Consider the following 26,797-nt stretch of genomic DNA (forward strand, 5'->3'; position numbering starts at 1 on the left):
GAATGTGATTTCCGTGCACCAACTTCCGTTGACCCCGGACGGACAGACCCCCGTCCGGGCCATCACCATCGCCGGTTCCGACTCCGGCGGCGGCGCGGGTATCGAGGCCGATCTGCGCACGATGGCGTTGTGTGGGGTCCACGCGACCGTCGCACTCACCGCGGTGACCGTGCAGAACTCGCTGGGCGTGAGCAGCTTTCATCCCGTCCCGCCGCAGACCGTCGGTGATCAGATCCGCGCGGTGGCCGGTGACATCGGCATCGGTGCGGCCAAGACCGGGATGCTGGCCACCGCCGACATCATCGCCGCCGTGGTGACCGCCTGCGAGGAGATGGGTATCGGCCGTGACGCCCGGATCCCGTTGGTCGTGGATCCGGTGTCTGCGTCGATGCACGGCGACAAGTTGCTCGCCGACGAGGCGATGGACACGTTGGTCAACCGGCTGTTCCCGATCGCCACCGTGGTCACCCCCAACCTCGACGAGGTGCTGCTGCTGACCGACATCAGCGTGACCGACGAGCAGACCCAACGGGACGCGGCCGTCGCACTGCATGCCATGGGACCGCGGTTCGCGCTGGTCAAGGGCGGACATCTGCGGACGAGCCGCCAGTCACCGGACGTGCTCTACGACGGTGTCGACTTTCTGGAGATCTCCGAACCCCGGTTCGACACCGTGCACGACCACGGGGCGGGCGACACCCTGGCGTCGGCGATGACCTGCGCCCTGGCTCACGGCTTCACCGTTCCCGACGCGGTGACCTTCGGCAAACGGTGGGTGACCCGATGCCTGCGGGCGTCGTACCCGTTGGGCGCGGGACACGGCCCGGTCAGCCCGCTCTGGCGGCTGGGCGCGTCCTGAATCAGGCGTCGCGACGGTTGGTGACCACCACCCCGGCGACGAACACGATCACCGACACCACCGCGAAGTAGACTCCCGAACCGGCTGCATTCCAGTGGAAGTCGACACTGCCGACCGAGCCGGACTCGAAGATCCGCTGACCGTTGAGGAACGGCAGGAACGGTCCGACCGCCGGACCGACCTTGGGGATGTTGGCCAGTACGGTCTCCAGCGCCAGCATCCAGATGAGCACCACCACGATCGCGCCCGCGGACTGACGGATGAGCGCGCCGACACCGATGCTGACCAGCACGCAGAAGAAGACGTAGACGGGGACACCCCAGTACGCGCGGATGGCGTCGGACCCGGCGAGATCGAATCGATCGCCGGACTCACCCGAGAGAACGGTGCCCAGGACGATGCCCACCAGGTTCACCACGAACGCGACCACCAGGCTGAGGCCGCCGTAGACCACGGCCTTGGACAGCAACACCGAGGTCCGTCGCGGTACCGCGAGAAAACTGGTGCGCAGAGTGCCGAAACGGATCTCGCTGGTCACCGACAGCACGCCCATGATCATCAGGACCACCACCCCGAGCTGGGTGACACCGATGGAGAACGCGGAGACCGAGAGGTCGTCGCTGCCCCCGCCCTCGCCTGCGTGCGTCGCCAGACCGAACAACACCGCGACCCCGATACCGAGCACCGCGACGATGCCCACGCACCAGTACGGCGAGCGGGTGGTGGTGAGTTTGATGCGCTCGGCGTCGATCGCCCTGGTGGACAACACGGCATTGCTCATTTCTGTGCTCCCTGCTGCGGAAAGGGGTGGCCCTGGTGCGGAACCGCGGGGGCGGCGGGTTGCTGCGCGCCCCCGGGGCGACCCGAGTACTCGGCGCTGCTCGCGGTCAGCGCCATGAACGCCTCCTCCAACGAGGCGACCTGGCCGGACAGTTCATGCAGCACGATCCCGTGGGCACCGGCGATGTCGCCGACCTGCTCGGTGCGGGCGTCGGAGACCACGAGCACCTCGTGGCCGTCGTCCTGCCGGGTGGGCGTGGCGGCGAGCCCCGCCTGGGTGAGGGCCTGATGGAGCTGCGGCAGGTGCGGACTGCGCACCCGCACCGTCGACTGCGCCCCGGAGGTGAACTCGGCGACCGAACAGTCGGCGATCAACCGGCCCTGACCGATCACCACCAGATGGTCGGCGGTCAACGACATCTCGGTGAGCAGATGGCTGGACACCAACACCGTGCGTCCCTGCCCGGCCAGTGACCGGATGAACTTGCGCACCCAGACGATGCCCTCGGGGTCCAGGCCGTTGACCGGCTCGTCGAACAACAGCACCCCGGGGTCGCCGAGGAGTGCGCCGGCCAGGCCGAGGCGTTGCGACATGCCGAGGGAGAACGCCCCCGCACGTTTGCCCGCGACCGACGTCAACCCGACGTCGGCCAACACCTGGTCGGCGCGGGAGACGGGGATCCCGTTCGTGGCGGCCATCCACCGCAGGTGCGCGCGGGCCGACCGGTTGGGATGCACCCACTTGGCGTCGAGCAGCGCGCCGACCTGTCGCAGCGGGTCGGTGAGCTGTGCATACGGCACGCCGTTGACCGTGGCACGGCCGGCGGTGGGGGTGTCCAGACCCAGGATCATGCGCATGGTGGTGGATTTGCCCGCGCCGTTGGGACCGAGGAATCCGGTCACGACACCGGGCTTGACCTGGAACGACAGATTGTCGACGGCACGTGTCGACCCGTAGTCCTTGGTGAGACCTTCGACGGTGATCATGTCGGCCAACCCTGCCAGGTCTCGGCGCGCGCGTCATCGTCCTTACGGTTGATGTTCGCCGACCATCCGGTCGCGATCCGGTGACGACGCCTGCGCCCAGAAACGTCGGGGCATACGTCCCGCACCGTGGGCCAGCCGACCGGCGATCACCCCGGCGGCCATGGCCGCGGCCATGCGTTCCGGGTCGTCGGCGCGGGTGACCGCCGAGGCCAGCAACACCGCCGAACAGCCCAGTTCCATGGCCAGCGCGGCGTCGCTGGCGGTGCCGATACCCGCGTCGAGGATCACCGGGACGGTGGCGCGGTCGACGATCATCTCGATGTTGTGCGGATTGCAGATTCCCAGCCCGGTGCCGATGGGGGCGCCCAGCGGCATCACCGCCGCCACCCCCACGTCCTGCAGACGGGCGGCCAGGACGGGATCGTCGTTGGTGTAGGCCAGCACGGTGAACCCGTCGTCGACCAGCGTGGTCGCGGCGTCGAGCAGTTCCACCGCGTCGGGCAGCAGGGTGCGGTCGTCGCCGATGACCTCGAGTTTCACCCACGACGTGGACAGCGCCTCGCGGGCCAGTCGCGCGGTGAGCACCGCGTCGGCAGCCCCGTGACACCCCGCGGTGTTGGGGAGGACACCGATCCCGAGGCGCCGGAGCATGTCCAGCACACCGCCGACACCGGTACCCACCCGACGCATGGCGACGGTGGTGAGTTCGGTGCCGGACGCGATGAGCGCACGTTCGAGCACCGCGAGGTGGTGGGCACCACCGGTGCCCATGATGAGGCGAGAGCCGAACTCGCGGTCGGCGAGGACGAGCGGGTCGTCAGCCACCCTGCACCGCCGTCAGCACCTCGATGACCGCACCGTCGCAGACCGGCTCGGACCAGCGACCTCGCGGGTGCACCGCGCCGTCGAGCGCGACGGCGATCCCGGCCTCACCGACACCCAGGCCGGTCAGCACGTCGGACACGGTCGCGCCGTCCGCGACGCGGGTCGGCGTCCCGTTCACCGTCGCCGTCACAGACATGCGAACCTCCCGGGGTCGGTCACGTCGGCGAAGTCGGTGGACTCGGCGGTCAACAGCCCGGCGACGATGTCACCGGTCAGTGGCGCGAGCAGGATGCCGTTGCGGCCGTGACCGGTGGCCAGCAGGGTGCGGTCGTCGAGGCGGCCGACCAGCGGCAGTCCATCGGGAGTGCACGGTCGCATCCCCGCGCCGATCTCCGCGATCCGGTAGTCGCGTAGGCCGGGCATCACCTCGACGGCGTCGTCGAGCAGATCGCGGACCCCGGCGACCTCCGGGGCGAAGTCCGCCGAGTCGGGTGGCTCGTACTGCGTGGCCCCGACGACCACCCCGTCGGTACGCGGGACGACGTACACCGACCGCCCACGCACCCTGGCCCGCACCACCTTTCGCGGTATCACGGCGGTGTTCGCGGGCCGCTGCAACCGGATCACCTCACCCTTGAGCGGGTGCACGCCGAGTTCGGGGCGCAACGCCGCCATCCCGATACCCGCCGTCATCAACACCTGGTCGTCGGTCAGGGTGTCGGGATCGTCGATGCGCCGTGGCACCACGGTGCCTCCGGCGTCGGCCAACGCCGACTCCAGCGCCGCCAACAGTCGCCGGTTGTCCAGGGCGGCCTCACCGCGAGCCAGGTACCCACCCCGGCACCGCACTCCGACCGCGGGTTCGAGCTCACGGATCTCGGTGGCGGGCACCGGGGTGACCCCCTCGGTGTGGTGACCCCACACGAAGTCGGCCAGCGACCGCAACTGGTGCAGGTCGGCGGCGTCGACGGCGATGAACAGCGAGTCCCGCGCCACCCGGATGCGGGGGTCGCCCAGCTCGTCGAGGAACTGCGGCCAACGCCGGGCCGACGCGGTGGTCAGCTCCAGCAGTGCGTCCTCACCCGGATGTCCCTCACCCAGGGACCCGAGCATGCCCGCGGCCACCCACGACGCGCGGGTCGCGGTTCCGGTGTCGTAGACGGTGGTCCGCCACCCGAGCTGCTGCGCGCGCAGGGCACAGGTCAACCCGATGACACCTCCGCCGATCACGGCAAGACTCTTCATTCGCCCTCCCTTCGCCGGCATGATCCGGATCAGGTGTGGCGGTCAGCGACGGCGCGTCGCACTCTCAGCCCGGCGTACCCCCGGACTCCCGCGTGTGCTCCCACGACTTTACGCGGGCGCCGGTCGGTGGGCGCGAGACGTTAGCCTTCACCCCGTGAACCTGCGCGACCGCCTCGCCGACGCCCGGCTCTACCTGTGCACCGACGCACGTCGTGAACGCGGTGACCTCGTCGAGTTCGTCGACGCCGCGCTGGCCGGTGGGGTCGACATCGTGCAGTTGCGCGACAAGGGGTCACCCGGCGAGCGGGAGTTCGGCCCGCTGGAAGCGGGGCGGGAACTGGCGCTGCTGGACAGTCTGCGGGCGGTCGCCGATCGATACGGTGCCCTGTTGGCGGTCAACGACCGCGCCGACATCGCGGCCACCGCGGGCGCCGACGTACTACATCTCGGCCAGGACGACCTCCCGGTTACCGCCGCCCGCGCCGTGGTCGGCGAGGAGATGATCGTCGGACTGTCCACCCACGACGCCGATCAGGCCGACGACGGCGCCGTGACCGAGGGGGTGGACTACTTCTGCGCCGGGCCCTGCTGGCCGACACCCACCAAACCGGGTCGACCCGCCCCCGGCCTCGACCTGGTACGCCATGTCGCGGCCCGCCGACCCGGCCGCCCGTGGTTCGCCATCGGCGGTGTGGACGCCGAGCGACTTCCCCTCGTGCGTGCCGCGGGGGCCGACCGCATCGTGGTGGTTCGGGCGATCACCGCCGCCGCGGACCCGCGAACCGCCGCGGCGGGACTGCGATCGGGTGTTGCCACCGATGACACGGCCCTCTAACGTGGTCCCATCATGAAACGAATTCTCGTCGTTCGCCGACTCGTAGTACAAGGCCGCCGCGGGGTCTGAATCGACCGACCCCCCGCTGCGGGTCGTCGAAAGTTGTCGGTCACCTTCCGTTTGCTCACTGCGAACAGCCCGGAAGACCTTCCATCAGGAACCGACGAGATGAACACATTGCACTGCTCCACCGCCCATGACACTCCGCTGCCTGAGCTGTCGACCGCCGACCCCTTCGTCGACCGTCACGGATCTCCGCTACCGGCCGCACTGCGTTCCGAGGCGGCCGGTCTGAGCTGGGAATCGTTCGCCGCGGTGTACCGCGCGTCCGGACCGTATCGGCTGGGTAGTTGGTCGGCGACCGCGGGACCGGACGACCTCTGCGATTACCGCGCCACCCTCGGTTGTGGTGACGAGATCGTCGCGGTCGACGAACGGGCCTCCGGACCGATCGCCGCCATGTCGGCCATCCTGCATCGGATCGGCGTGGGCCTGGACATCGTCGCCCTGCACCAACGGACCACCATCGACGGTGTCATCACCTTCCTGGGCTGCGAACGCAACGGTCGTCGGCTGTGGTCGATGGGTCAGGGTGCCGACAGCGCGGCGGCGAGCGTCGACGCGCTGATCGCCGGGGTGAATCGTTTCGCGCAGGCTGCCTGAGGCGAGACCCTCAGCGGTCGCGGACGTCGGTGACCACGTCGTCGGGCCGGTCGGTGGGCTGGTCGCGCAGTTCCGGGAACACCCAGCGGCGGAACGCCCACCACCGGAAGGCCGTGGCCAGCAGTGTCCCCAGTACGGACCCGCTGATGAAGTCGGCGAGGTTCTCCGCGCTCTGTGAGACGTGCGGAACCCGCAGGTCGAAGATGTAGCTCGACACCGCGAGCGGAATCTGCGTCACCCCGAGGGCTATCGCCGAGACCAGGAAGAACAGGGCCGCCTCGTGCCGGGTCTGCCGGCCACCACGGTCGGAGAAGGACCACTCCCGGTTGAGCACGTAGGACACCACCGTCGCGACCAGGGTCGCGATGACGAACGCGGTGACCGGCTTGCCGTGCAGGGCGGTCAGCTTGAGCACGAAGAACAACACCGTGGTCAACACGAAGGTGATGCCGCCGACCACCGCGAACCGCAGGAAGCCCGCCCACCGGACCAGGAACTCCAGCATCGGCGCGGGGAACCGGTCGACGATCACCTTGGGCAAGGACACGAGGTGCGACTGTACCCCCACCCGTTGTCAGCGCCGCATCACAACTCACCGCAGCAGCGCCGCAACCGGTCCCAGCTCGCCGCGAACGCCGGATGCAGCGGCAGCGCACCGACGTCGGCGACGGGCACCCAGCGCAACTCCACCGACTCCGGGTTCACCACCGTCGCGACCGTCTCCGGCACGTCGGCGATGACCGTGGTGTAGGTCCACCCGCTGACCGCACTGAGCGTGACCAGCTCGGTACGGACCGTCAGTCGATCGCCCGCGATGCCCGCCTCCTCGGCCGCCTCGCGGACAGCGGTGTCGACCGCCGACTCATGCGAGTCGCGGGCCCCACCGGGCAGTGCCCAGGTCCCGCCCTGGTGGCTCCAGAGCGCACGGTGCTGCAACAGCACCAACCAGTCATCGTCCCTCGGAGCCCGCAGCAGCAGCCCGGCCGCACCGTGTACACCCCAGTGCCGACTGCCATCGGGTTCGAAGACCCACCCGTCGCCGTCACCGCGCATGTCCGCCGATCACCTCCCCGGATCCTCGCCCCACGGTATCCAACCCGTCATCCGATGGATCGGACCGCGGGGTCCCGTGACCGGGTAACGGCGCCGACGGAAACACCGACAGAGAGGTCAACGGCGACGAAGCTGGAGGGATAGGCTCGCAACTGCGGCGCAATCGCGCGCCGCGGAGGGGATACGGTGACTGGCGACGCGTCTTCCATGCGCTCGTTGCTGCGGCGCGCTCCGACCCCGACGCGTTATCCACGTCAATCCCCGGCGACCCGCAACGAGTTGTTGGCGCTGGCCAGGGAGCGCGCCCACTCCCCGCTTCCGTCGCTCCGCAAGCTGGCGGCCACCAGTCCCGGCAAGCTGTTCATGATCACCACCGTGCTGGTGGTGGTGGCGGTTCTCAGTGGTTGGTACGCCTCGACGGTGTTGGACAACCGCACCGCGGCACTGACCGAGACGATCGACGACACCGAACCCATCGCGGAGTCGGCCCAAGTCCTCTACAGTTCGCTGTCCATCGCCGACGCCACCGCCAACACCGCTTTCACCTCGGGCGGTCTGGAACCGCAGTCGCTGCGCACGCGATACAACGATGCGCTGGCCACCGCGTCGCAGGCGCTGATCGCGGCGGCGGCGGGCACGTCGAACGAGAACGAACAGGTCCGCGCCGACCTCAACCTGCTCTCCGAACAGATACCCGTGTACGCCGGGTTGATCGAGTCGGCGCGGGTCAACAACCGGTTGGGCAATCCGGTGGGCTCGGCGTACCTCGGTGAGGCGTCGAGTCTCATGCAGACCAGTGTGCTGCCGGCCGCGGAACGGCTCTACGAGAAGCGGTCGCAGGCGATCAGCGACCCGCAGAACCGATTCAAGACCCCTCCGTGGGCGGTCTACGTGGTCATCACGCTGATGTTGGCGATACTGCTGCTGACCAGCCGTTACCTCGCCCGACGGACCCGACGGCGGTTGAATCTGGGGCTTCTCGTGGCCACGGCGTGCGTGGTGGTGTCCATGCTCTGGCTGCTGATCGCCGGACTGTTGTCCGTGGGGTACACCAGCAGCGCCGAGAACAAGGGCGCCGGACCTCTCCGCGACCTCACCCACGCCCGCATCCTGACCCAGAAGGCGCGGTCGGACGAGACACTGTCGTTGGTGCGACGGGGTGATTCCAACGCGCTCGAGTCGGACTTCGCCTCGTCGGCGGCACAGATCAAACAGACCCTGGACAGCTTCGGCCCCGACGGCGACAACAAGGACACCGTCACCGACGCCATCGTCAAGGCGCAGTCGGCGCTCATCACCTGGCAGCAGGCGCACACCACTACCGTCCAACGCACCGCCGCCGGTGATTTCTCCGGTGCCACCGCGATCGCGGTGGGCAACAGCCCGGACGGCAGCGCCGTCGCGTACGGGGCTCTCGACGCGGCGCTGACCGACGGCATCACACAGACCCGTACCACTCTGCGCGACGATCTGACCACCGCGCGGGTGGTGCTCGGGTTCGCCGGGACCGGAGTGCTTGCCCTCCTGCTGGTGGCCGCGGTCGCCACGGTCGCAGGCATGTTCCCGCGGATCCGGGAGTACCGATGAGGGCCCGCGCGATGTGGGTCGCCGTACTGGTCGCGGTGCTGGCCATGACGACGGCGTGCGTACACGCCACCGCACCGCCGAGCCCACCGCCGTCGGCGTCGGCTCGGCAGCCCGAACCCGCGGGTCTGTCGACCACGGCCACCCCCGAGCCGTTGAGCACCGACGAGGGTTGCGGCGACGCGACCGCGAGCTTGACCCCCGGTCCGATGCCCGAGGTGAACAGGATGCCGCCCAACACCACGATGGCCTCGATCGCCGCCCGCGGGCGGTTGATCGTCGGACTCGACGTCGGCAGCAATCCGTTCAGCTTCCGCGACCCGATCAGCGGGACGATCCAGGGCTTCGACGTCGACATCGCCAAGGAGGTGGCGCGGGCGATCTTCGGCGATCCGGAACGCGTGGAATACCGCATCCTCAATCCGGGTGAGCGGATCTCCAGTCTGCAGAACCGCGACGTGGACATCGTGGTGAAGACCCTGTCGATCACCTGCGACAGGGTCCAGAAGATCGCCTTCTCCACTGTGTATTACGAGGCTTCGCAACGCATCCTGGCGCTGCGGACCTCCGACATCCAGGGAATCGGCGACCTCGCGGGTAAGCGAGTGTGTGCGGCGAGGGGCAGCACCTCCATCGCGCGACTGCAGCAGCAGGCTCCCGCGGCGCACGTCGAGACTGTGTCGACCGAGGCGGACTGCCTGGTGGTGTTGCAGCAGGGGCAGGTCGATGCGGTGTCGACCGATGACGCGATTCTCGCCGGTCTCGCCGCACAGGACCCGTACGCACACGTGGTGGGTGCGAGTATGGGGTCGGAGCCGTACGGCATCGGCGTCAACAAGGACCAGACCGACCTGGTCCGGTTCGTCAACGGTGTCCTACAGACCATCCGGGCCAACGGTCGATGGTTGGAGATCTACAACCGCTGGCTGTCGATCCTTGGCCCCGTGTACTACCCGCCGCAACCCAGTTACCGCGACTGACGGGTACGGGGATCGACGCGGACCGGCGGACCGACGAGGAAGGGAGGCGGAATGGGCGACGACACCGAGCGGGGTCATCCACGCGATGGCGACGATGCGAACGACGGCGACATCGGGACCCAGGCCGTGCCCCGGACGGATCTCGGTCTCGATGGCGACGACACCGGTGACGTGCGGGACGCACCCTCGGCCGGTTCGGTGCGGCGCGGTGCCAATCGCCAGGTGGACTGGGACGACACCACGGTCGGCACCCGCTGGCTGATCCGGTCGCCTCCTCAGGACACCGATGAACCTCAGGGCGCGGACGGGTCGGATGAGGACGAGGGCGTCAACACCGCCGCGGTCTCACGTGCCGATCTCGATCTCGGGACCGTCCCGTCGGTGGTGACCACCGATCGTCACCCCGAGGTGTCCACCGGCTCGTCGTCGACGGTCTGGTCGGAGCGCAGCGTGGCGACCGGCCGACGGAATCCGCGGTTCGCGGGTGGACTCGTCGAACTGCCGCGAATCCACGACATCCGGCCCGAGGACGCCGTGATGACCGACCCCGTCATCGCGGAGAGCAAACGCAACTGTTGGAACTGCGGACGGCCCGCGGGTCGTGGATCGGGTGCCGGCGCGGGTCCGCTGACCGGGGAGTGCCGGCACTGCGGGGCCCATTACTCGTTCGTCCCCGGGCTCGGCCCGGGGACGATGGTCGCGGATCAGTACGAGATCGCCGGTGCCATCGCCCACGGCGGCATGGGTTGGATCTACCTCGCCATCGACCGCAACGTGTCCGATCGTCCGGTGGTGCTCAAGGGGCTGCTCAACTCGACCGATGCGGAGGCGCAAGCGGTCGCGGTGGCCGAGCGACAGTTCCTCGCCTCGGTGTCGCATCCGGGCATCGTCAAGATCTACAACTTCGTCGAGCACGTGACCGACGACGGCACCATCTTCGGGTACATCGTCATGGAGTACATCGGAGGCTCGACCCTCAAGGAGATGACCACCGCCGAGGGCGCGCACACACAGCTGCCGGTGGAACCGGCCATCGCCTACATCCTGGAGGTGTTGCCCGCGCTGGGGTATCTACACAGCCAGGGGCTGGTCTACAACGACGTGAAGCCCGACAACATCATGGTCGGCGGCGACGAGGTCAAGTTGATCGACATGGGTGCGGTGTCGGCGATCAACGGGTACGGACACCTGTACGGCACACCGGGTTTCCAGGCACCGGAGATCGTGAAGACCGGACCACAGGTCGCCACCGACATCTACAGCGTGGGCCGCACGCTGGCGGTGCTGACGCTGCCGATGCCGATGTCGGGCGGCCGCTACATCGACGGTCTGCCGAATCCGGAGGATGCGCCGCTCCTCGCGGACAATCCGTCCTTCCATCGATTGCTCAGCCGAGCAACCGATCTCGATCCGGACCACCGGTTCGCCGGTGCCGACGAGATGATCACCCAGCTGATGAACGTGCTGCGCGAGACCGTGGCCTCGCGAACCGGGATCCCGCGTCCCGCACTATCGTCCGTGTTCACCCCACAGCGCACCACGTTCGGCACCGAGCTCATGCTCGCCCCCGTCGACGACTTCTTCGACGCCCGCCGCCCCGCGTCGACGTTGGAGCCGAGCGCGATCGTGGCGGCGTTGCCGGTCCCGCTCATCGATCGGGCCGACCCTGCCGCCGGCTTGTTGCAGTCGGCCGTGTTGTCGGAGCCGCAACAGACGTTGGACTCGATCCAGTCGGCCAAACAGAACGGGTTGTCGTCGCTGATCGGCTCCGACCCCGCCGACGACCACCCGTCTCTGGAGGTCGACCTCGCCGAGGCACGCGCGCACATCGAGCTCGGGGATGTGGACACCGCGCTGGGGCTGCTCGACGAGACCGCCCGGCACTACGGAAAATCGTGGCGCCTGCAATGGTTCCTGGGGATCTGCGCCCTGATGAACTCCGAACCGGAACTGGCGTACAAGCGATTCGGCAAGGTGCTGACGGCGATGCCGGGCGAGATCGCCCCCAAACTCGCGGTCGCGGCCACCGCCGAACTCATCGGTCGGTGGCTCGACGAGGACAGCGGTTTCGGTCGGGACCCGGACAGCGGCGCCGATGAGTGGAACGCCGTCGCCGAGGAGCAGTACCGCGTGCTCTGGCAGACCGACCGGGCGATCGTCACCGCGGCGTTCGGACTGGGGCGGATGTTGTTCGCGAACGGGGACATCGAGGGCACCATCGCGGCGCTGGACGACGTCCCCGCGACGAGCAGGCACTACAACACGGCGAACTGCACGGCGGTGTTGGCGCTGGTCCACGGACGCGAGCCGTCGACCGTGACCGAAGAGCAGTTGCGCGAGGCAGCATTACGCCTGGAGAAGATGCCCGACACCGAACCGCGGAAACCGCGGTTGGCGATCATGGTGCTGGGCACGGCACTGAACTGGGTGCGCTCGCAACCCGCGGCTGAGCGTTCGCGTGGAGAATTGCTGGGCTACCCGTTCACCGAACACGGTCTCCGCGTGGGTACCGAGCACTCCCTGCGGACGTTGGCCCGCGCCACCGTGGATCGCACCCTGCGATTCAACCTCATCGATCTGGCGAACGTCATCCGGCCGCAGACGTTGTTCTGAGCGGCACGGGTTCAAGTACTCTCGTCGAACCCCTGCGCCGCGAGCCAGTTTCGGGCTCGTGCGCCCGACGCACGCGACAGCCACGCGTCCTGAATGATCTCGGTCAGTTCCCGTAGGGACAACTCACCGACCCGAGAGGCCCGGAGCAGCACGGACAGGTGTCCGTCGAAGTGCGGCGTGGTGAAGAACGGCAGGTCGTCGTCCTGGATCAGCGCCTGTTTGTCCGCCTCCGACGGCGTCCAGAACACGACCACGTCCGGGTATCGCTCACCGGTGTCCGGATCGACGGCGTCGGGTCGTGGGTTGCGGAAGAAGACGAACGAGCGACCGCCGACCTGGAAGACGGGCTTGCCCTGCGACCCGGGTAACTCGGTGACGTGCGGCATGGACATCGCGATGTCGCGGATGTCCGCGACGCGGGCCTGACGCGATCGGTGCCCCATGCACGGAGGGTAGTCCGTCAGGTCGGTGGGGTCTTGCAGATCCAGTCGCGGAACGCAGACAGTTGGATCCGGCTTTCCGGCCACGATGTGCCGCACAATGAGGACGGATCGAGGACCGATCGTCAGAGGGGTTGTATGAAACGCATCGCAGTCCTGAGCCGCGGCGCTGCGGGAAAGTCGACTCTGGCCGTACAACTCGCGGGGCTACTCGATGTGCCACTCATCGAGCTCGACGCGCTGTTCTGGCAACCAGGTCCGACACCAACTCCGCCCGAGGCCTGGCAGCGCACTCACCAGCGACTGATCGCACACGAACACTGGATAATCGACGGCGACCTCGGCGATCACGATCGCCAACTCGCCCTCCGGCTTGCTCGCGCAGACACCATCATCATCCTCGACTTTCCACTCCGGATCTGCGTGCCACGCGCCCTGTACCGGTCCCGCGAAACCTGGGACTTCTGGCGCTGGCTTGTCCGCTATCGACGTGACAGTCTTCCCCGCATCACCGCGGCCGCACATCGAAACACCCGGGCACGCACCTACACGCTCAGGACTCCCTCCGAGGTGGATGCGCTCCTCGCCGACCTCCGCAAGGGACCGTGACCAGTCCACACGGACCTCTGAGCCGTATGTGAGTTCTTGGCGGGAACCGGGCGGGCCGATGGGGGTTTGGACCGCTCTGGGTCCCGCCTGCCTTCCGCTGCGGGCCGGACGCAACGGCAGAGAGATTGTCGTACCCCGTCTCTACAATCGAACCTATGATCGAGAGTCGTTGGGCGGGTGAGTCACCGGCAGCATTCGGGCTGCTCGGCGACGTCGATGGGGTCCCGGTCAACGATCTGCTCACCGAGCTGGCACACGCCACCGCGGGGCAGTCGTTCCTGGAATGGCAGCGGTATCGGCTTGCCGCCGAACTGCATACCCAACTGGTCGGTGAGGAGGTGCTCACCGACTACCGGATGATCGACTCGACCGCGTTGTGTGCCACCCGTATCGCGACGGTGTTGTCGATCGCGCAGGTGTCCGCCGAAGGCTTGCTGGCGCGGGCGGTCGCACTACGTGACCGACTGCCGCAGGTGTTGCTGTGCCTGCGCGACGGGGCAGTCGCCCCACAACACATCCGCACCATCGTGTCCCGCACCGACCTGATCACCGACGAGACCATCGCGGCCATGGTGGATGCGGCAATCGCCGAGTGTTTGCGACGCAGGGGTTCGTGGTCGACGAACCGGTTACGCGACATGGTCGACCGGATCGTGTACACCCACGACCCCGACGGGGTGCGTGAACGCCGGCAGGTCGCCAAGGACGCCCGCGCGTTCTGGACCGAGAACGACGCCGACGGCATGGGTGTGGTGGGGGCGTCGATGACTGCGGAGAACACCCTGTTGTTGGCGCAGCGGGTGCACGCCGCCGCCGACCACGTGTGTGCCAACGATCCGCGCACGAAGGCAGCGCGGCGGTCGGACGCGCTGGTCGCATTGACCACCGGTGTGCCGTGGGAATGTTTGTGTGGGGACCCGGACTGCGCCGCAGCCCAGGGTTGGGATGCCACCCCGACCGGGCCGGGCACCTCGGTGGTGATCCACGTCGTCGCCGACACCACCACCACCCACCTCAAGCACGGCGGAAAGCCGGGGTTCATGCCCGGGTATGGCGTCATCTCCGCCGAGCACATCCGCGACCTCGCGCTGCGACCGGATGCGATCGTCCGGCGACTGACCGGTGGATCAGCAACCCAACCCGGCGACCCGTACCGCCCGTCTGCGGCGCTGGCCCGGTTCCTGTGGATGCGCGACCAGTACTGTGTGTGGCCCGGATGTGACCAACCGGCGATGCGCTGCGACGCCGACCACGTCACCGAATACGACCACGACAACCCCGACCAGGGTGGTCAAACCAAACCCGAGGACATGAACTTCAAGTGCCCGTTTCACCACGGGGTGAAGACATTCACCGAATTCCTCGACGACCAAACCATTGACGACCATGGCCGCCCGGAGGTCACCATCACCACCCCGGAAGGGCTCACCGTCGACGGACCCGCCCACACCGGCTACGACCTACACCCCCAGCTCGGCGACATCGAGTTCACCGCCCCACCGAACGGTCCCCCACCACCCACACCGCACCAACCCACCAGACGCCGCCCCCGCCTGGCAGACAAACACGCCCGCCGCCACCACGAACGGGAACGCAACCGCCGAACGAGGAAGGACGATGACGAATCCGACCCACCACCGTTCTAAGAGGTGCTTGTCGGTACTGAACTGCATGTCGCTCGATCACAGACGACGAGCGCAGCTCCGCACCCGGCGCCTACTGTCCCTCCACCACCTCGAAAGCCTGACGAGCAATGGCCAGTTCTTCGTTGGTCGGCACCACCAGCACCGTGACCTGCGAGTCATCGGTGGATATCGTGCGCGCTTCTTTGCTGCGCAATGTATTTCGTTCCGCATCGATGTGGATGCCGAATCGGGACAACCCGTCCAGGGCATCCGCCCGCACCGTCGGAGAGTTCTCACCCACACCGGCGGTGAAGGTGATCGCATCCACCTCGCCCAGTCCGATGAGGTACGCACCGATGTAGCTGCGCAGCCGATGGATGTACACGTCGTAGGCCAACCGGGCGTTGTCGTCCCCGTCGGAGATCAGCCGGTCGATCGTGCGGAAGTCGTTCTCGCCACACAACCCTCGTAGACCCGAGTTGCGGTTTAGCAATGTGTCCACCTCTGCGGCGTCGAATCCGCCGACCCGTTGCAGATACGTGAGCACCCCGGGGTCGATGTCACCGCTACGGGTACCCATCACCAACCCCTCCATCGGGGTCATCCCCATGCTGGTGTCGATGGGCTTACCGCCACGGATCGCCGACGCCGACGCACCGTTACCCAGATGCAGCACGATCTGGTTCACCGATGTCGCGTCGCGACCCAGGTACTCCGTCACCCGCTCGCTCACATACTGATGGCTGGTTCCGTGAAATCCATAGCGCCGGATGGAGTACTGCTGCGCCACCTCACGGTCGATCGCATATGTCGACGCCGCCGCCGGCAGATCGTGGAAGAAGGCAGTGTCGAACACCGCCACCGACGGCACGTCGGGCAGCAGCTTTCGCATCGCCACGATGCCCGCCAGGTTGACCGGATTGTGCAGGGGCGCCAGGTCGGAGATGCGCTCGATCTCGTCGACCACCCCGTCGTCCACCAATGTCGGCCGGTAGAAATCCTTCCCGCCGTGTACCAACCGGTGCCCCACGGCGGCCAGACCGGCGCCCCCGAGGTCGATCCCGGTCTCCCGGAACAACGACAGCGCGGTCTCCAACGCCGCATGCTGATCGGCCAACGCACCATGGAACTCCGCGGTCTCGTCCCCCGCCGTGTGCGTCGCGCCGGCATCGTCGTCACCGATTCGCTCGACGATCCCGCTGGCCAGCACCGCGGCACTGTGCGGCTCGAGGAGTTGGTACTTCAGTGACGACGATCCCGCGTTGAGGACCAGGACCGCACCGCGGACGTCGGGTGCGCTCATTCTTCGATCTCCTGAGCTTGGATCGCCGTGATGGCAACGGTGTTCACGATGTCGGAGATCAGCGCTCCACGTGACAGGTCGTTGATCGGTTTGCGCAGGCCCTGCAGCACCGGCCCGATGGCAACCGCGTTCGCGCTGCGCTGCACCGCCTTGTACGTGTTGTTGCCGGTGTTCAGATCCGGGAACACCAACACGGTGGCCCGACCGGCGACCTCCGAGTCGGGCATCTTGGTCGACGCCACGGACGGCTCCACCGCCGCGTCGTACTGGATCGGCCCCTCCACCGACACTTCGGGCGCCCGCTCGCGCACCAACCCCGTGGCCTCACGCACCTTGTCGACGTCGGCGCCGCTGCCGGACTCACCGGTGGAGTACGACAGCAACGCAACCCGCGCCTCGATGCCGAACTGCTCGGCGGTGGTGGCCGACGAGATGGCGATGTCGGCAAGTTGCTCCGCGCTGGGGTCCGGCACGATCGCACAGTCGCCGTAGGCGAGCACCTTGTCGGCCAGACACATGAAGAACACACTCGAGACCGTCGACACCCCGGGCACCGTCTTGATGATCTCGAAGGCCGGGCGAATGGTGTGCGCCGTGGTGTGCGCGGCCCCGGAGACCATGCCGTCGGCCAGTCCGTCGGCGACCATCATGGTGCCGAAATACGACACGTCGCGCATGATCTGCTGAGCCCGGTCCTTGGTCACGCCCTTGTGCTTGCGCAACTCCACGTATTCGTCGACGAAGCGGTCGAACAGATCCGAACCGGCAGGGTCGATGACCTCGGCATCGGACAGGTCGACACCCAGTTCTTCCGCTCTGCTCGAGACCGTGTCGCGATCACCGAGGATGACCAGGTCCGCGACCTTGCGGTGCAACAGCCGGCCGGCTGCCCGCAGGATCCGGTCATCGTCGCCCTCGGGGAGGACGATGCGTTTGCGATCACCCTTCGCCCGCGCGATGAGCTCGTACTCGAACATCTGCGGTGTCACGACCTCCGGCACCGACAACTGCAGACTCGACAACAACGACGACGAGTCGACATGCTCCTCCATCAAGGTGAGCGCGGTGTCGATCTTGCGCACCGACGAGACCCCCACCCGACCGCGAGCGTGCGCCGCCGCCCGGGCGGTCTCGTAGGTGCCCTGCTCGCAGCAGATGATCGGCAACGACGGTTTCAGACCGGCAACCAGTTGCGAGATCATCGGATGCGGGCGCAGACCACCGTTGAGGATGATGCCGCTCAGCTTGGGAAACCCCTGCGCCGCATTCGCGGTCACCAGGGCCAGGAGCACGTCCGACCGGTCCGCGGGGGCGATCACCGCGACTCCCTCGGTCAGGCGTTCGAGAATGTGTTCGGCGGTCATCCCACCCACCAACACGTGCAACGCCTCGCGCGACAAGAGTTCCGGATCACCGGAGTACAGCTCACCGTCGAGCTCGTCGAGCAACTCCCGCATCGTCGGCGCGATGAGCAAGGGGTCTTCCGGCAAGGTCCAGGCGGGCAGGTCCGTCGACTCCAGCGCCTCGCGCACCGCGTCGAGCTCGTCGGGTGCGCACCGGTTCGCGATCAGGGCCACCGCGTGGGCGTGGGCATTGCGCACCTCCACCAGACACAACTCGGCCAGCGCCTTGACTTCGGCGGGTGTGCGGTCGGCGGCCTTCAGAGCCAGCAACATCGGGGTGCCGAGATTCGCAGCGATCCGGGCGTTGAAGCTGAGCTCCGACGGACTCGCCACGTCGGTGTAGTCCGAGCCGATGACCAGCACCGAATCGCACCGCTGCTGTACCGCGTGGAACCGGTCGACGATCTCGGCCAGGGTCGCCTCAGGATCGTTGTGCACCTCCTCGTAGGTGACCCCGATGCAGTCCTCGTAGCGCAGATCGGTGGAGTCGTGCTCGATGAGCAACTCCAGGATGTAATCGCGCTCACCGTCGGACGTACGGGCGATCGGGCGGAACACCCCGACCCGGCCACCGGTGGCAGTCAACAGATGCAGCACACCGAGTGCGATGGTGGACTTCCCGGTGTCCCCCTCCGGGGACGCGATAAAGATGCTGCTCGACGTTGCGGTGTCTGCCCCCATGGGCGTCAGCCTAGCCAGGTCGGCGGTAAACAGTGAAGGGTGACTCGGATCGGTCGGGACAGTTCCCGCTGACCTCTCACGACGAACCGGCCCGCCCCGACGCGATGGTCGGGACAGGCCGGTTGCCGTCAGGCGTGCGGGAGTGGGATCAGATCAGCTTGTATACCGTGGTCCCACCGACCGTGGTGGCCGTGTAGTGCTGGCTCACCCAGGTCGCGATCTCCGAGTTGCCGCCGCCGGGGCCGCCACCCTGTCCACCGCCGATGTAGTAGGCGATCTTGCCCTCCTTCACGTACTGGATGAACTGAGCCAGCGTCGGAGCGGGGTCGTTGCTCCAGCCACCGATGGCCATCACGGCCTTTCCGGTCGAGATCTCGTAACCGGCCGCGGACTGCGAGCCGCTGGTCGCGGCCGCCCAGGTGGTGGTGGTCGACTTGAGCAGCGCGGTCAGTTCCGAATTGGACTGACTGCCGCCCATGCCTCCGCCGCCACCCATGCCGCCCGAGGGACGCTGTCCCGACGTCGCGGTCCCCGACTTGGCCGTGCCCGAGCCGTTCTGGCCGGATCCGTTCTGACCCTGACCGTTCTGTGAGGTGTTCGAGCCGCTCTGACTCTGTCCGGGCGGGGTCCCGCCGCCCTGGCCACCGCCCATACCGCCACCGGGTCCACCCATGCCGCCGCTCGACGACGAGGTCTGTACCGCAGTGGGGATGGAACCGCTGTGCGCGGTGTTCGCGGTAGCGACACCGAAAGCCGCGGTGCCACCGAATCCGGCCAGCGCGCCCACCAGAACGGCCGCGGCGACCAGCTTGCGCAGCCGCAGCACACTGCCGGCCAGCACACCGAGCACCGCGATTCCCGCGGCTGCACCGATCAACCAGCGGCACCAGACCGGACCGAAGTCGTTGCGGTTCAGCAGCACGATCGACCACCATGCGGCCAGTCCGATCAGGGCGCCCAACGCGATCCGGCCGTCCCAGTGGTCACGCCGACGCCAGGCGAAGGCTCCGCCCAGGCCGACCATCATCGCGATCGCCGGGGCCAGCGCCACCGTGTAGTACGGGTGGATGGTGCCGCTCATGTAACTGAAGACCAGCCCGGTGACGACCAGCCAGCCACCCCAGGCGACGACACCGGCGGCCTCACGCCGGGTGACCCCGTTGTCGAACGTCGACCACAGGAAGCTGCGGAACATGAGGTAGAGCGCGAAGGCGAGCGCGAAAAGCGCGACCGGCAGCAGCCAGGAGATCTCGTTGCCCATCTCGGAGCTGAACAGCCGGGACAGTCCGGTGGATCCGCCGAAGGAGCTACCGGCCTGACCGCCGCCGCCCATGCCACCGCCGCCCTGACCGGAGATCCGGCCGACGCCGTTGTAACCAAGGACGAGGTCCATGAACGTGTTGTCGGTGGAACCGCCGATGTAGGGGCGTGCCGATGCGGGAACCAGCATGGTGACCACCACGAACCACCCCGCCGACGCGATCAACGCGGCCGTGGCCATCAGCAGGTGGGCGATGCGCTTGACCCAGCCGTTGTTGGCGAACACCAGGTAGGCGAGGCCGAAGGCCGGCAGCACCAGCAGACCCTGCAGCATCTTGGTCAGGAAGGCGAAACCGAGCGCCACTCCGACCAGCGCGAGCCACCGACCGGAATTGGTCGCAACGGCACGCGCCAGGGCATATCCGCCGACGACCATGAGCAGCACGAGGAGCGCATCCGGGTTGTTGAACCGGAACATCAGGGCCGCGGCGGGGGTGAAGGCCAACACCGCACCGGCGATCAGCCCGGCGACCGTACCCTGCCGGGGGTCGGCGATGATGCGGCGCATGGTGGCGTAGACCAGGGCGACCGCTGCCACGCCCATCAACGCCTGCGGCACCAGCACTGCCCAGCTGTTCATCCCGAAGATGCGGACCGACAGACCGGTGACCCACAGCGAGGCAGGTGGCTTGTCGACGGTGATGAAACTCGACGAGTCCAGCGCGCCGAAGAACCATGCCTTCCAGCTCTGCGCACCTGCCTGCGCGGCCGCCGCATAGAAGGTGTTGGCGTATCCGCTGGCCGACAGCTTCCACAGATACAGCACGGCCGTGACGATCAGCAGTCCGCCGAGTGCGAACGGACTCCAGGGCACCGCCCTGTGCCGGCGACGGTGCCGCGACGGCGGTGGTTGGTTGTCAGGAGACTGGGCCCGGGGCCGCTCCAGGACTGCGGTCATCATTCCTCCTCAGGATGTCGATGTACCCACTCTGGAAGAGGGCGCTCCGCCCACCCTGGGTCCGCGCTGGGAGAAAGCTGTGAGCGTCGCCGCCGATCTGATCCACTCAGCCGATGGTCGCGCGGACCACCGCGTCCGCGAGCTGTTCGTCGGTCATCGCGGTGTTGGGGATCAGCATGAAGGTGTAGATGATGCGCACCATGAGTTCGGCGGCCGACCGCGGATCGGGGATCGCGACCTCTGCGAATGCCGGGTCCATGGTCGGCATGCAGACGTCGATGATGCGGTCGACGACGGTGCTGCGCGACTCCGAGTCGGGGCCGGAGACCAGGGCGGCGGCGATTTCCTCGGGTTCGTTGCGCAGTACGTACTGCAGGGCCTGATGCTCGCGGATGTAGGCGAGCACGTTGACGACCTGGTTGCGGACCTTGTCCTCGGGCGTCACCTTCTCGGCCGCCCAGCCACCGAGGTGGACGCTGAGCACCGCGACCTCACGGTCGACGATGGCGGCGACCAGAGCGTCACGACCACCGAACATCCGGTAGGCGGTGGCGCGCCCCACCCCCGCGTGCCGCGCGACGGACGTCAGGCTCAGCGCGCGGGCACCGAATCGGGAGATGACCCCCACGCCGACGTCGACCAGGCGATCTCGTTCCATTGCTCAGACGGTAAGCGACGGGCGGTCGTGGTGAGGCGGGACGCGATCACTCGGAGGGGACGTCGTCGACGCGGGACAGCAAGAAGCCGCCGATCATGACCAGGGCCCAGGTGGCGGTGACGAAGCACTGCGTCACCACGAGAACCGGGAAGAACTGCATGACGATGAACTGCTTTCTACGGGTACTGGCCGAGGAGTCGGCACTGACTCGCGGAACGACGCCCACCATAGGAAGCTTCACGTGAGATCGCGACTCGGAGTGAGAGGACGCACAACGGGGTCGGTGTCGTGATCGGTCACCACGGGAGCAGCGGTACGGGGTGGTCGGCGACTCATCGCGACCCCACCCAGACAGAGCGTCCCACCGACGAAACCGTAGATCGTGGGCACCTCGCCCAGGGTCAGCCACGACAGCAGGATCGCCAGTGCGGGTACCGCCAGTGACGTCGCCGCCAGCTTGCCCGCATCGGTACGGGTCAGCGCGAACGCCCAGGTGGTGAAGGCGATCGCAGTGGGTCCGACACCGAGGTAGATCACCCCGACGACGGCCGATGCCGGTGCGTGGGCGAGTTCGCCGATGCTCGACGGTGCGAACGGGACCGTGGCGAGCATGCCTGCGGCGCAGCCGACCCAGGTGGCGGTGAGCGAATCGACACTGCGCAGCGCCGCCTTCTGGGTGAGCACCCCTGCGGCGTAGAGGAGCGCGGTGACCAGCCCCAACGAGATGCCCAGCAGGTCGTTGGTGCCGCCGCCGCTGCCACCGACGGCGATCACGACCACACCGACGAAAGCGGTGGTCATCCCGACGATCAGCGGCCGCGGGAAACCCTCGCCGAGGAACAGTCCCGCGGCGACGGCGACGATGATCGGCGCGAAGTTGACCAGTAGCGACGCGGTTCCGGCGTCGAGATGTCGCTCGGCCCAGTTGAGTAGCACCGTGTAGGCGCCGAACCACAGCACGCCGTAGATCAACACCAACGCCAGCGACCGCCCGCGCGGCAGACGACTACGGTGGCGTACGGCGACGACCGCCAACGCCAGCGTCCCCACGAACAATCGGCAGAATGCCATCACACCCGGTGAGAAGTACGTGCCGGTGAAGCGGATGACCACGAACGACGATGCCCACAGCAGCATCGTCACCACCGCCGCGGCCACGGCAGCCGTACTGGCATCCATCCGACGCACCATCAGGTCACTCCTCTCGCGGTTCGTGTGTCACGATGCCCTCCACGCAGCAGTAAGCACAAGCGAATAGTTCTTACCGATACATCAGTCTCGCTGTAGAGTCGCCAGGTGTGATCGACATCCATCGCCTCCGAGTGTTCCGCGCCGTCATCGCCGACGGGTCCATCGCCGGCGCGGCCGTCGGGTTGGGGTACACCGCCTCGGCGGTCAGCCAGCACATGGCGGCACTGCAACGCGAGACCGGACTCACCCTGGTGGAACGGCGGGGCCGGGGGTTGGTGCCCACCGACACCGGGCGCATCTTGGCCGACCGCAGTGCCACCGTCTTCCACAGCATCGCCGAGGTCGACTCGCTGGTCGCCGACCTCCGATCCGGTCGCACCGGCAACCTGTCCATCGAGTACTTCTCGTCGGCCGGGGCCGCATGGATCCCACCGGTCATCGCCGTGTTGACCCGCGAGTTCCCCGACGTCCGAATGGACCTGCGGCTCTTCGAACTACGCGAGGACAGCACCGCGGCCGACATCGAGATCTTCGTCGCCCGCACCTCCGATGACGAGCCCGGAACGATCCGACTGCTGGACGAGCCCTATCTCGCGGTCGTGCCTGCCGACTCCGAATACGCCGCCCGCGCGGCAATCCCGCTCTCGGATCTGCGCGACGCGGTGTGGGTCGACAATGACGCCGCGCGCGGTCCCTGCCGGGAGAACGTATTGGCGGCGTGCGCGACAGTCGGTTTCAGTCCGTCGTTCCGGGTACAGACTTACGACTATCCGACGGCGGTTCGCTTCGTCGCCGAGGGCGTCGGCGTGACGGTGATCCCCCGACTCGGCCTCGGGCAGCTGCCGCCTTCGGTACGCGCGGTACCGCTCGTCGATCCGACGCCCATGCGCCACGTCGCGTTGCGGGTCAGCGACCGCTGTCCCGACAACCCCACTGTGATACGCGCGGTCGAGTTGCTGCGCGCGCGGGCAGCCGCGTGACCCGTCGCGAGTGATACGCGCGGTCGAGTTGCTGCGCGCGCGGGCAGCCGCGTGACCCGTCGCGAGTGATACGCGCGGTCGAGTTGCTGCGCGCGCGGGCAGCCGCGTGACCCGTCGCGAGTGATACGCGCGGTCGAGTTGCTGCGCGCGCGGGCAGCCGCGTGACCGCTAACCCACCGACAGCTTGCGCAGTCGCGGCTCCAGGTCACGCTGGAAGTTCTCCAGGAAGCGCTGCTGGTCGTGACCGGGCGCGTGGAACACCAGGTGATTCAGCCCGGCGTCGGTGTACTGCTTGACCGCCTCCACCGCCTGGTCGGGATCCGACGCCACGATCCACCGCTTGGCCACCTGCTCGATGGGCAGTTCGTCGGCCAGGCGCTCCATCTCGGTCGACGAGTTCACGCTGTGCTTCTGTTCCTGCGTCAGCGACAACGGAGCCCAGAACCGGGTGTTCTCCAGGGCCAGATCGGGATCCGGATCGTAGGAGATCTTGATCTCGATCATCTTGTCGATGTCGGCCACGTCGCGGCCCGCCTTCTCCGCACCCTCCTCGACGGCCGGGATGAGCTTCTCGGTGTACAGCTCCATTCCCTTGCCCGAGGTGCAGATGAAACCGTCGCCCGAACGTCCTGCGTACCGGGCGACCACCGGGCCGCCCGCGGCGATGTAGACCGGCACCGGGTCAGAGGGGACGTCGTACATATAGGCGCCCTGGGTGTGGTAGTACTCGCCGTCGAAGTTCACCTCGTCACCGGTCCACAGTTCGCGCATCAGGCGGACGGCCTCGCGTAACCGGGCGAAGCGCTCCTTGAACTCCGGCCACTCACCCTGGAATCCGGTGGCGTATTCGTTGAGCGCCTCACCGGTACCCACCCCCAGCATGATGCGGCCGGGGTACAGACACGCCATCGAGGCGAAGGCCTGAGCGATCACCGCGGGGTTGTAGCGGAAGGTCGGGGTCATAACCGAGGTACCGATCTGCACCCGCGAGGTGCGCTCTCCGACCGCGGCCATCCAGGCCAATGAGAACGGGGCGTGCCCACCGTTGTGTCGCCACGGCTGGAAGTGGTCGCTGACGGCGACGGAGTCCATCCCGTACTCCTCCGCGGACACCGCGATCTCCACCAGCTCGCGGGGATCGAACTGTTCGGCCGACGCCTTGTATCCGAGCTTCAGTCCTACCGCCACTGCCTACTCCTGTCCCGAGGGGATCGCTGCCGTGATCTGCTTCCCCATCCAACCTAACCCTCCACCGACCGAGCGACCGGTCCGGGCAGATCGAGACGGAACACCGCACCGGGGTGCTCGGCGCCGGCCGCGTACACGACGTCACCGCCGTGCGCGCGCGCCAATCCCCGGGCGAGCGCCAATCCGAGCCCGGACCCACCGGTGCGGCGATCACGGGAGTGATCGAGGCGGACCAACCGCTCGAAGATGCGCGCGCGGTCGGCCTCGGGAACACCCGGTCCGGTGTCGGCGACGATCACATGCGCCCAACCGTCGGAGGCGCCGACCGTCACCTGTACCGCGCCCTCGGGCGGGGTGGCCTGACAGGCGTTGTCCACCAGGTTGGCGATGATCTGGCTGATCCGGCCCGGATCGGCCACCACCCGCACCGGTGCACCGTCGATGCCCACCCGCACCTGCGGATGCAACAACGACGCGCGGGTGACCTGCTCGGTGGCCAGCGCGAACAGGTCCGTCGGGCGCGGGCTCAACGTGAGCCCGGCGTCGATGCGGGCCATGTCGACCATGTCGTCGACCAGTCTGCCCGCGCGCCGCGCCTCCTCGATCAGCAGCACGTACAGCTGTTCCCGGTCGGCGACCGGAGCGTCATGCCGCTGTTGCAACAACGTCTCTGCGACCGCCTGCACACCGGCGATGGGGGTGCGCAACTCATGAGCGGCGTCGGCGACGAAGCGTCGCACCGACTGCTGGGCGGCACGCTCCCGGGCCTCGGCCCCCTCCAACGAATCCAGCATGTCGTCGAAGGCCGCCGCCGTGCGACCCAGTTCGGTGTCCGACCGGCGCGGCGACAGTCGCTCTCCACGACGGCCGCGGCTGATCGATCTCGCCAGCGCGGTCATCGCGTCCAACGGGGCCAGCGCGTAGCGGACCCCGACCAGCAGCAGCAGCGCGGTCACCACCAGCGCGCCCACCCCGGTGATCCCCAGGCCCCACATCAGTTCGCCCTGCAGGCGGTCGACCAGCTTGTTGTCCACCGATAGGACCACCACCGCGTCGCTCGACCAGGGTCGACCCGCCCGCAGTCGCACCGTGCGTCGCGCCTCGCTGTCGGCGGGTGGCAACGCCCGCCCCACCACGGTCCCGTCGGACAGGGTCAGTTGGGCACGCACCGAGTGACCGTCGAGCCGGTTGATGAAGATCTGCGGTGAGCCCGCGGTCTTCGCCAACTGTTGGGCGTAGGCCGCCCGATCGGCGAGCAGGTTGTTCACGTCGTGGTGCGCCGACACGGTGAACAGGCTCGCGGTGATCGCGACGATCGCCACCAGCACCACCGCCAGCACCCCCACCGCGACGGCGACGACCCGGGCGCGCAGCGACCGGGTGCGGAAGCGCGACGCCGGTACGGTCACGACCGGGCCACGTCGAGGGTGTAGCCGATCCCGCGTTCGGTGTGCAGCAACCGCGGGCCGTGTTCTTCGAGTTTGCGACGCAACGCGCTGACGTGGACCTCCACCAGATTCGGATCGTAGTGTTCGTAACCCCATACCGCGGTGAGGATCTGCGTCTTGGTCAGCACCCGGCCCCGACGTTGCGCCAGGAAGGTGAGCATCCGGAACTCGGTGGCCGTGAGCGCGACGGTGTTCCCGGCACGCATCACCACCGCGGCGTCCGGGTCGATCACCAGGTCGTCGATCCGGATCGTGGTCGCGGTGCGGCCGCGGCGGCGCAGCACCGCGTGCACGCGCGCCACCAGCTCCGCCATCTCGAAAGGCTTGGTGATGTAGTCGTCGGCGCCGTCGGTCAACCCGCGGAGTCGGTCGGCCACCGCATCACGCGCCGTCACCATCAGGATGCCTGCGTCGCTGCGCACCCGGACCGTCTCCAACAACCCGAAACCGTCGGTGCCGGGAAGCATCACATCGAGCAGCACCACGTCGGGGCGGAACTCGTCGAGGTCGCGGTCGAGCCGGTCACCGTCCTCGCGGGCCAACACGGTGCATCCGGCGCCGGCCAACGCGGTGGCGATGGCCACCCGGATCGGCGTCGAGTCCTCGACCAGCAGCACTGCGGCATCCAC

26 protein-coding genes and 1 riboswitch are annotated in these 26,797 nt (G+C 68.0%); of the genes, 9 read left to right on the forward strand and 17 right to left on the reverse strand.

Annotated elements, in window-relative coordinates; translation table 11 throughout:
* Nucleotides 1-13 precede the first annotated feature (13 nt).
* Nucleotides 14-859, forward strand: a complete 846-nt coding sequence (gene thiD, locus BW971_RS08460) for a bifunctional hydroxymethylpyrimidine kinase/phosphomethylpyrimidine kinase (RefSeq protein ID WP_076478516.1) — start codon at nt 14-16, stop codon at nt 857-859.
* Nucleotide 860: 1 nt separating this feature from the next.
* Here the strand turns inward: thiD and BW971_RS08465 are convergent, their stop codons facing one another.
* The 5 genes from BW971_RS08465 to thiO all read right to left on the reverse strand — a co-directional run bounded on the left by BW971_RS08465 (nt 861) and on the right by thiO (nt 4,696).
* On the reverse strand, nt 861-1,640 hold the full coding sequence (locus tag BW971_RS08465; protein ID WP_076478518.1) for an ABC transporter permease: 780 nt from the start codon (nt 1,638-1,640) through the stop codon (nt 861-863).
* Complete coding sequence (locus tag BW971_RS08470) at nt 1,637-2,626, reverse strand: ABC transporter ATP-binding protein (protein ID WP_076478519.1); 990 nt, start codon at nt 2,624-2,626, stop codon at nt 1,637-1,639. Before BW971_RS08470 ends, BW971_RS08465 begins: the two co-directional genes overlap by 4 nt.
* A gap of 42 nt (nt 2,627-2,668) precedes the next feature.
* Nucleotides 2,669-3,451 carry a thiazole synthase gene (gene thiG / locus BW971_RS08475; RefSeq protein WP_076478521.1) on the reverse strand — a complete coding sequence of 261 codons (783 nt, stop codon included), beginning with the start codon at nt 3,449-3,451 and terminating at the stop codon, nt 2,669-2,671.
* Nucleotides 3,444-3,641 (reverse strand): sulfur carrier protein ThiS, encoded by a 198-nt coding sequence (gene thiS / locus BW971_RS08480; RefSeq protein ID WP_076478523.1) that lies wholly within the window; start codon nt 3,639-3,641, stop codon nt 3,444-3,446. The genes thiG and thiS overlap by 8 nt, the downstream gene beginning before the upstream one ends.
* Nucleotides 3,638-4,696: a glycine oxidase ThiO gene (thiO, locus tag BW971_RS08485; RefSeq protein ID WP_076478525.1), complete on the reverse strand. Its 1,059-nt coding sequence runs from the start codon at nt 4,694-4,696 to the stop codon at nt 3,638-3,640. Before thiO ends, thiS begins: the two co-directional genes overlap by 4 nt.
* Nucleotides 4,686-4,798: riboswitch (TPP riboswitch) on the reverse strand. It overlaps the preceding gene by 11 nt.
* A gap of 52 nt (nt 4,799-4,850) precedes the next feature.
* Here thiO and thiE point away from each other — a divergent pair.
* A complete protein-coding gene (gene thiE / locus BW971_RS08490) occupies nt 4,851-5,531 on the forward strand; it encodes a thiamine phosphate synthase (RefSeq protein WP_076478527.1) in 681 nt (226 codons plus the stop codon).
* A gap of 168 nt (nt 5,532-5,699) precedes the next feature.
* Nucleotides 5,700-6,194, forward strand: a complete 495-nt coding sequence (locus BW971_RS08495; RefSeq protein ID WP_076478529.1) for a 2-isopropylmalate synthase — start codon at nt 5,700-5,702, stop codon at nt 6,192-6,194.
* 10 nt (nt 6,195-6,204) lie between these two features.
* Here BW971_RS08495 and BW971_RS08500 read toward each other — a convergent pair whose 3' ends face one another.
* Together BW971_RS08500 and BW971_RS08505 are read right to left on the reverse strand one after the other, a co-directional pair.
* Nucleotides 6,205-6,741 (reverse strand): GtrA family protein, encoded by a 537-nt coding sequence (locus BW971_RS08500; protein ID WP_076478871.1) that lies wholly within the window; start codon nt 6,739-6,741, stop codon nt 6,205-6,207.
* Nucleotides 6,742-6,779: 38 nt separating this feature from the next.
* The gene (locus tag BW971_RS08505; protein WP_076478531.1) at nt 6,780-7,247 is read right to left on the reverse strand and encodes an NUDIX hydrolase; all 468 of its coding nucleotides are present in this window, start codon (nt 7,245-7,247) and stop codon (nt 6,780-6,782) included.
* 186 nt (nt 7,248-7,433) lie between these two features.
* On the opposite strand from BW971_RS08505, the gene BW971_RS08510 reads away from it, so the two are divergent.
* The 3 genes from BW971_RS08510 to BW971_RS08520 are packed head-to-tail and all read left to right on the forward strand — an operon-like array spanning nt 7,434 to nt 12,424.
* Nucleotides 7,434-8,834, forward strand: coding sequence for a hypothetical protein (locus BW971_RS08510; RefSeq protein ID WP_076478533.1), 1,401 nt, complete (start codon nt 7,434-7,436; stop codon nt 8,832-8,834).
* Nucleotides 8,831-9,811: a glutamate ABC transporter substrate-binding protein gene (locus BW971_RS08515; protein WP_076478535.1), complete on the forward strand. Its 981-nt coding sequence runs from the start codon at nt 8,831-8,833 to the stop codon at nt 9,809-9,811. The genes BW971_RS08510 and BW971_RS08515 overlap by 4 nt, the downstream gene beginning before the upstream one ends.
* A gap of 51 nt (nt 9,812-9,862) precedes the next feature.
* Nucleotides 9,863-12,424 (forward strand): serine/threonine-protein kinase, encoded by a 2,562-nt coding sequence (locus tag BW971_RS08520; protein ID WP_076478537.1) that lies wholly within the window; start codon nt 9,863-9,865, stop codon nt 12,422-12,424.
* Between the two features lie 11 nt (nt 12,425-12,435).
* On the opposite strand, the gene BW971_RS08525 is transcribed toward BW971_RS08520, so the two are convergent.
* Nucleotides 12,436-12,867: an MmcQ/YjbR family DNA-binding protein gene (locus tag BW971_RS08525; RefSeq protein ID WP_076478539.1), complete on the reverse strand. Its 432-nt coding sequence runs from the start codon at nt 12,865-12,867 to the stop codon at nt 12,436-12,438.
* 135 nt (nt 12,868-13,002) lie between these two features.
* Between BW971_RS08525 and BW971_RS08530 the strand changes: the two genes are divergently transcribed.
* On the forward strand, nt 13,003-13,473 hold the full coding sequence (locus BW971_RS08530) for a P-loop NTPase family protein (protein WP_076478541.1): 471 nt from the start codon (nt 13,003-13,005) through the stop codon (nt 13,471-13,473).
* A 155-nt stretch (nt 13,474-13,628) separates the two neighbouring features.
* Nucleotides 13,629-15,119 (forward strand): DUF222 domain-containing protein, encoded by a 1,491-nt coding sequence (locus BW971_RS08535; RefSeq protein ID WP_076478543.1) that lies wholly within the window; start codon nt 13,629-13,631, stop codon nt 15,117-15,119.
* Between the two features lie 70 nt (nt 15,120-15,189).
* Here BW971_RS08535 and BW971_RS08540 read toward each other — a convergent pair whose 3' ends face one another.
* From BW971_RS08540 to BW971_RS08565, 6 genes are all read right to left on the reverse strand, one after another.
* A complete protein-coding gene (locus BW971_RS08540) occupies nt 15,190-16,401 on the reverse strand; it encodes an acetate kinase (protein WP_076478545.1) in 1,212 nt (403 codons plus the stop codon).
* The gene (gene pta / locus BW971_RS08545; RefSeq protein ID WP_076478547.1) at nt 16,398-18,485 is read right to left on the reverse strand and encodes a phosphate acetyltransferase; all 2,088 of its coding nucleotides are present in this window, start codon (nt 18,483-18,485) and stop codon (nt 16,398-16,400) included. Before pta ends, BW971_RS08540 begins: the two co-directional genes overlap by 4 nt.
* A 148-nt stretch (nt 18,486-18,633) precedes the next feature.
* Nucleotides 18,634-20,703: a glycosyltransferase family 39 protein gene (locus tag BW971_RS08550; RefSeq protein WP_076478873.1), complete on the reverse strand. Its 2,070-nt coding sequence runs from the start codon at nt 20,701-20,703 to the stop codon at nt 18,634-18,636.
* 106 nt (nt 20,704-20,809) lie between these two features.
* Nucleotides 20,810-21,361 (reverse strand): TetR/AcrR family transcriptional regulator, encoded by a 552-nt coding sequence (locus BW971_RS08555; protein WP_076478549.1) that lies wholly within the window; start codon nt 21,359-21,361, stop codon nt 20,810-20,812.
* Nucleotides 21,362-21,407: 46 nt separating this feature from the next.
* Nucleotides 21,408-21,587, reverse strand: a complete 180-nt coding sequence (locus BW971_RS08560) for a hypothetical protein (RefSeq protein WP_143690265.1) — start codon at nt 21,585-21,587, stop codon at nt 21,408-21,410.
* Nucleotides 21,588-21,598: 11 nt separating this feature from the next.
* Nucleotides 21,599-22,540, reverse strand: a complete 942-nt coding sequence (locus BW971_RS08565; RefSeq protein ID WP_234974306.1) for a DMT family transporter — start codon at nt 22,538-22,540, stop codon at nt 21,599-21,601.
* Nucleotides 22,541-22,659: 119 nt separating this feature from the next.
* Here BW971_RS08565 and BW971_RS08570 point away from each other — a divergent pair, with 119 nt between their 5' ends.
* Entirely contained in the window at nt 22,660-23,532 is an 873-nt protein-coding gene (locus BW971_RS08570; RefSeq protein ID WP_076478555.1) for a LysR family transcriptional regulator, read from the forward strand.
* Nucleotides 23,533-23,700: 168 nt separating this feature from the next.
* On the opposite strand, the gene fgd is transcribed toward BW971_RS08570, so the two are convergent.
* Genes fgd through BW971_RS08585 form a run of 3 tightly spaced genes read right to left on the reverse strand, consistent with a single transcriptional unit; the run spans nt 23,701 to nt 26,797 of the window.
* A complete protein-coding gene (fgd, locus tag BW971_RS08575) occupies nt 23,701-24,720 on the reverse strand; it encodes a glucose-6-phosphate dehydrogenase (coenzyme-F420) (protein WP_076478557.1) in 1,020 nt (339 codons plus the stop codon).
* Nucleotides 24,721-24,773: 53 nt separating this feature from the next.
* Entirely contained in the window at nt 24,774-26,129 is a 1,356-nt protein-coding gene (locus BW971_RS08580) for a sensor histidine kinase (RefSeq protein ID WP_076478559.1), read from the reverse strand.
* A complete protein-coding gene (locus BW971_RS08585; RefSeq protein WP_076478561.1) occupies nt 26,126-26,797 on the reverse strand; it encodes a response regulator transcription factor in 672 nt (223 codons plus the stop codon). The genes BW971_RS08580 and BW971_RS08585 overlap by 4 nt, the downstream gene beginning before the upstream one ends.

The sequence above is a fragment of the Williamsia sterculiae genome (assembly GCF_900156495.1).
GTDB classification, from domain to species: Bacteria; Actinomycetota; Actinomycetes; order Mycobacteriales; family Mycobacteriaceae; genus Williamsia_B; species Williamsia_B sterculiae.

Bases quoted from the DNA above. Each gene is read 5' to 3' on its own strand.
- BW971_RS08550 (WP_076478873.1), bottom strand. From the start codon at position 20,703: ATGACCGCAGTCCTGGAGCGGCCCCGGGCCCAGTCTCCTGACAACCAA.
- BW971_RS08555 (WP_076478549.1), bottom strand. From the start codon at position 21,361: ATGGAACGAGATCGCCTGGTCGACGTCGGCGTGGGGGTCATCTCCCGA.
- BW971_RS08565 (WP_234974306.1), bottom strand. From the start codon at position 22,540: ATGGATGCCAGTACGGCTGCCGTGGCCGCGGCGGTGGTGACGATGCTG.
- BW971_RS08530 (WP_076478541.1), top strand. From the start codon at position 13,003: ATGAAACGCATCGCAGTCCTGAGCCGCGGCGCTGCGGGAAAGTCGACT.
- BW971_RS08495 (WP_076478529.1), top strand. From the start codon at position 5,700: ATGAACACATTGCACTGCTCCACCGCCCATGACACTCCGCTGCCTGAG.
- thiO (WP_076478525.1), bottom strand. From the start codon at position 4,696: ATGAAGAGTCTTGCCGTGATCGGCGGAGGTGTCATCGGGTTGACCTGT.
- BW971_RS08470 (WP_076478519.1), bottom strand. From the start codon at position 2,626: ATGATCACCGTCGAAGGTCTCACCAAGGACTACGGGTCGACACGTGCC.
- BW971_RS08520 (WP_076478537.1), top strand. From the start codon at position 9,863: ATGGGCGACGACACCGAGCGGGGTCATCCACGCGATGGCGACGATGCG.
- BW971_RS08465 (WP_076478518.1), bottom strand. From the start codon at position 1,640: ATGAGCAATGCCGTGTTGTCCACCAGGGCGATCGACGCCGAGCGCATC.
- BW971_RS08525 (WP_076478539.1), bottom strand. From the start codon at position 12,867: ATGGGGCACCGATCGCGTCAGGCCCGCGTCGCGGACATCCGCGACATC.
- BW971_RS08540 (WP_076478545.1), bottom strand. From the start codon at position 16,401: ATGAGCGCACCCGACGTCCGCGGTGCGGTCCTGGTCCTCAACGCGGGA.
- pta (WP_076478547.1), bottom strand. From the start codon at position 18,485: ATGGGGGCAGACACCGCAACGTCGAGCAGCATCTTTATCGCGTCCCCG.
- BW971_RS08505 (WP_076478531.1), bottom strand. From the start codon at position 7,247: ATGCGCGGTGACGGCGACGGGTGGGTCTTCGAACCCGATGGCAGTCGG.
- BW971_RS08515 (WP_076478535.1), top strand. From the start codon at position 8,831: ATGAGGGCCCGCGCGATGTGGGTCGCCGTACTGGTCGCGGTGCTGGCC.
- BW971_RS08535 (WP_076478543.1), top strand. From the start codon at position 13,629: ATGATCGAGAGTCGTTGGGCGGGTGAGTCACCGGCAGCATTCGGGCTG.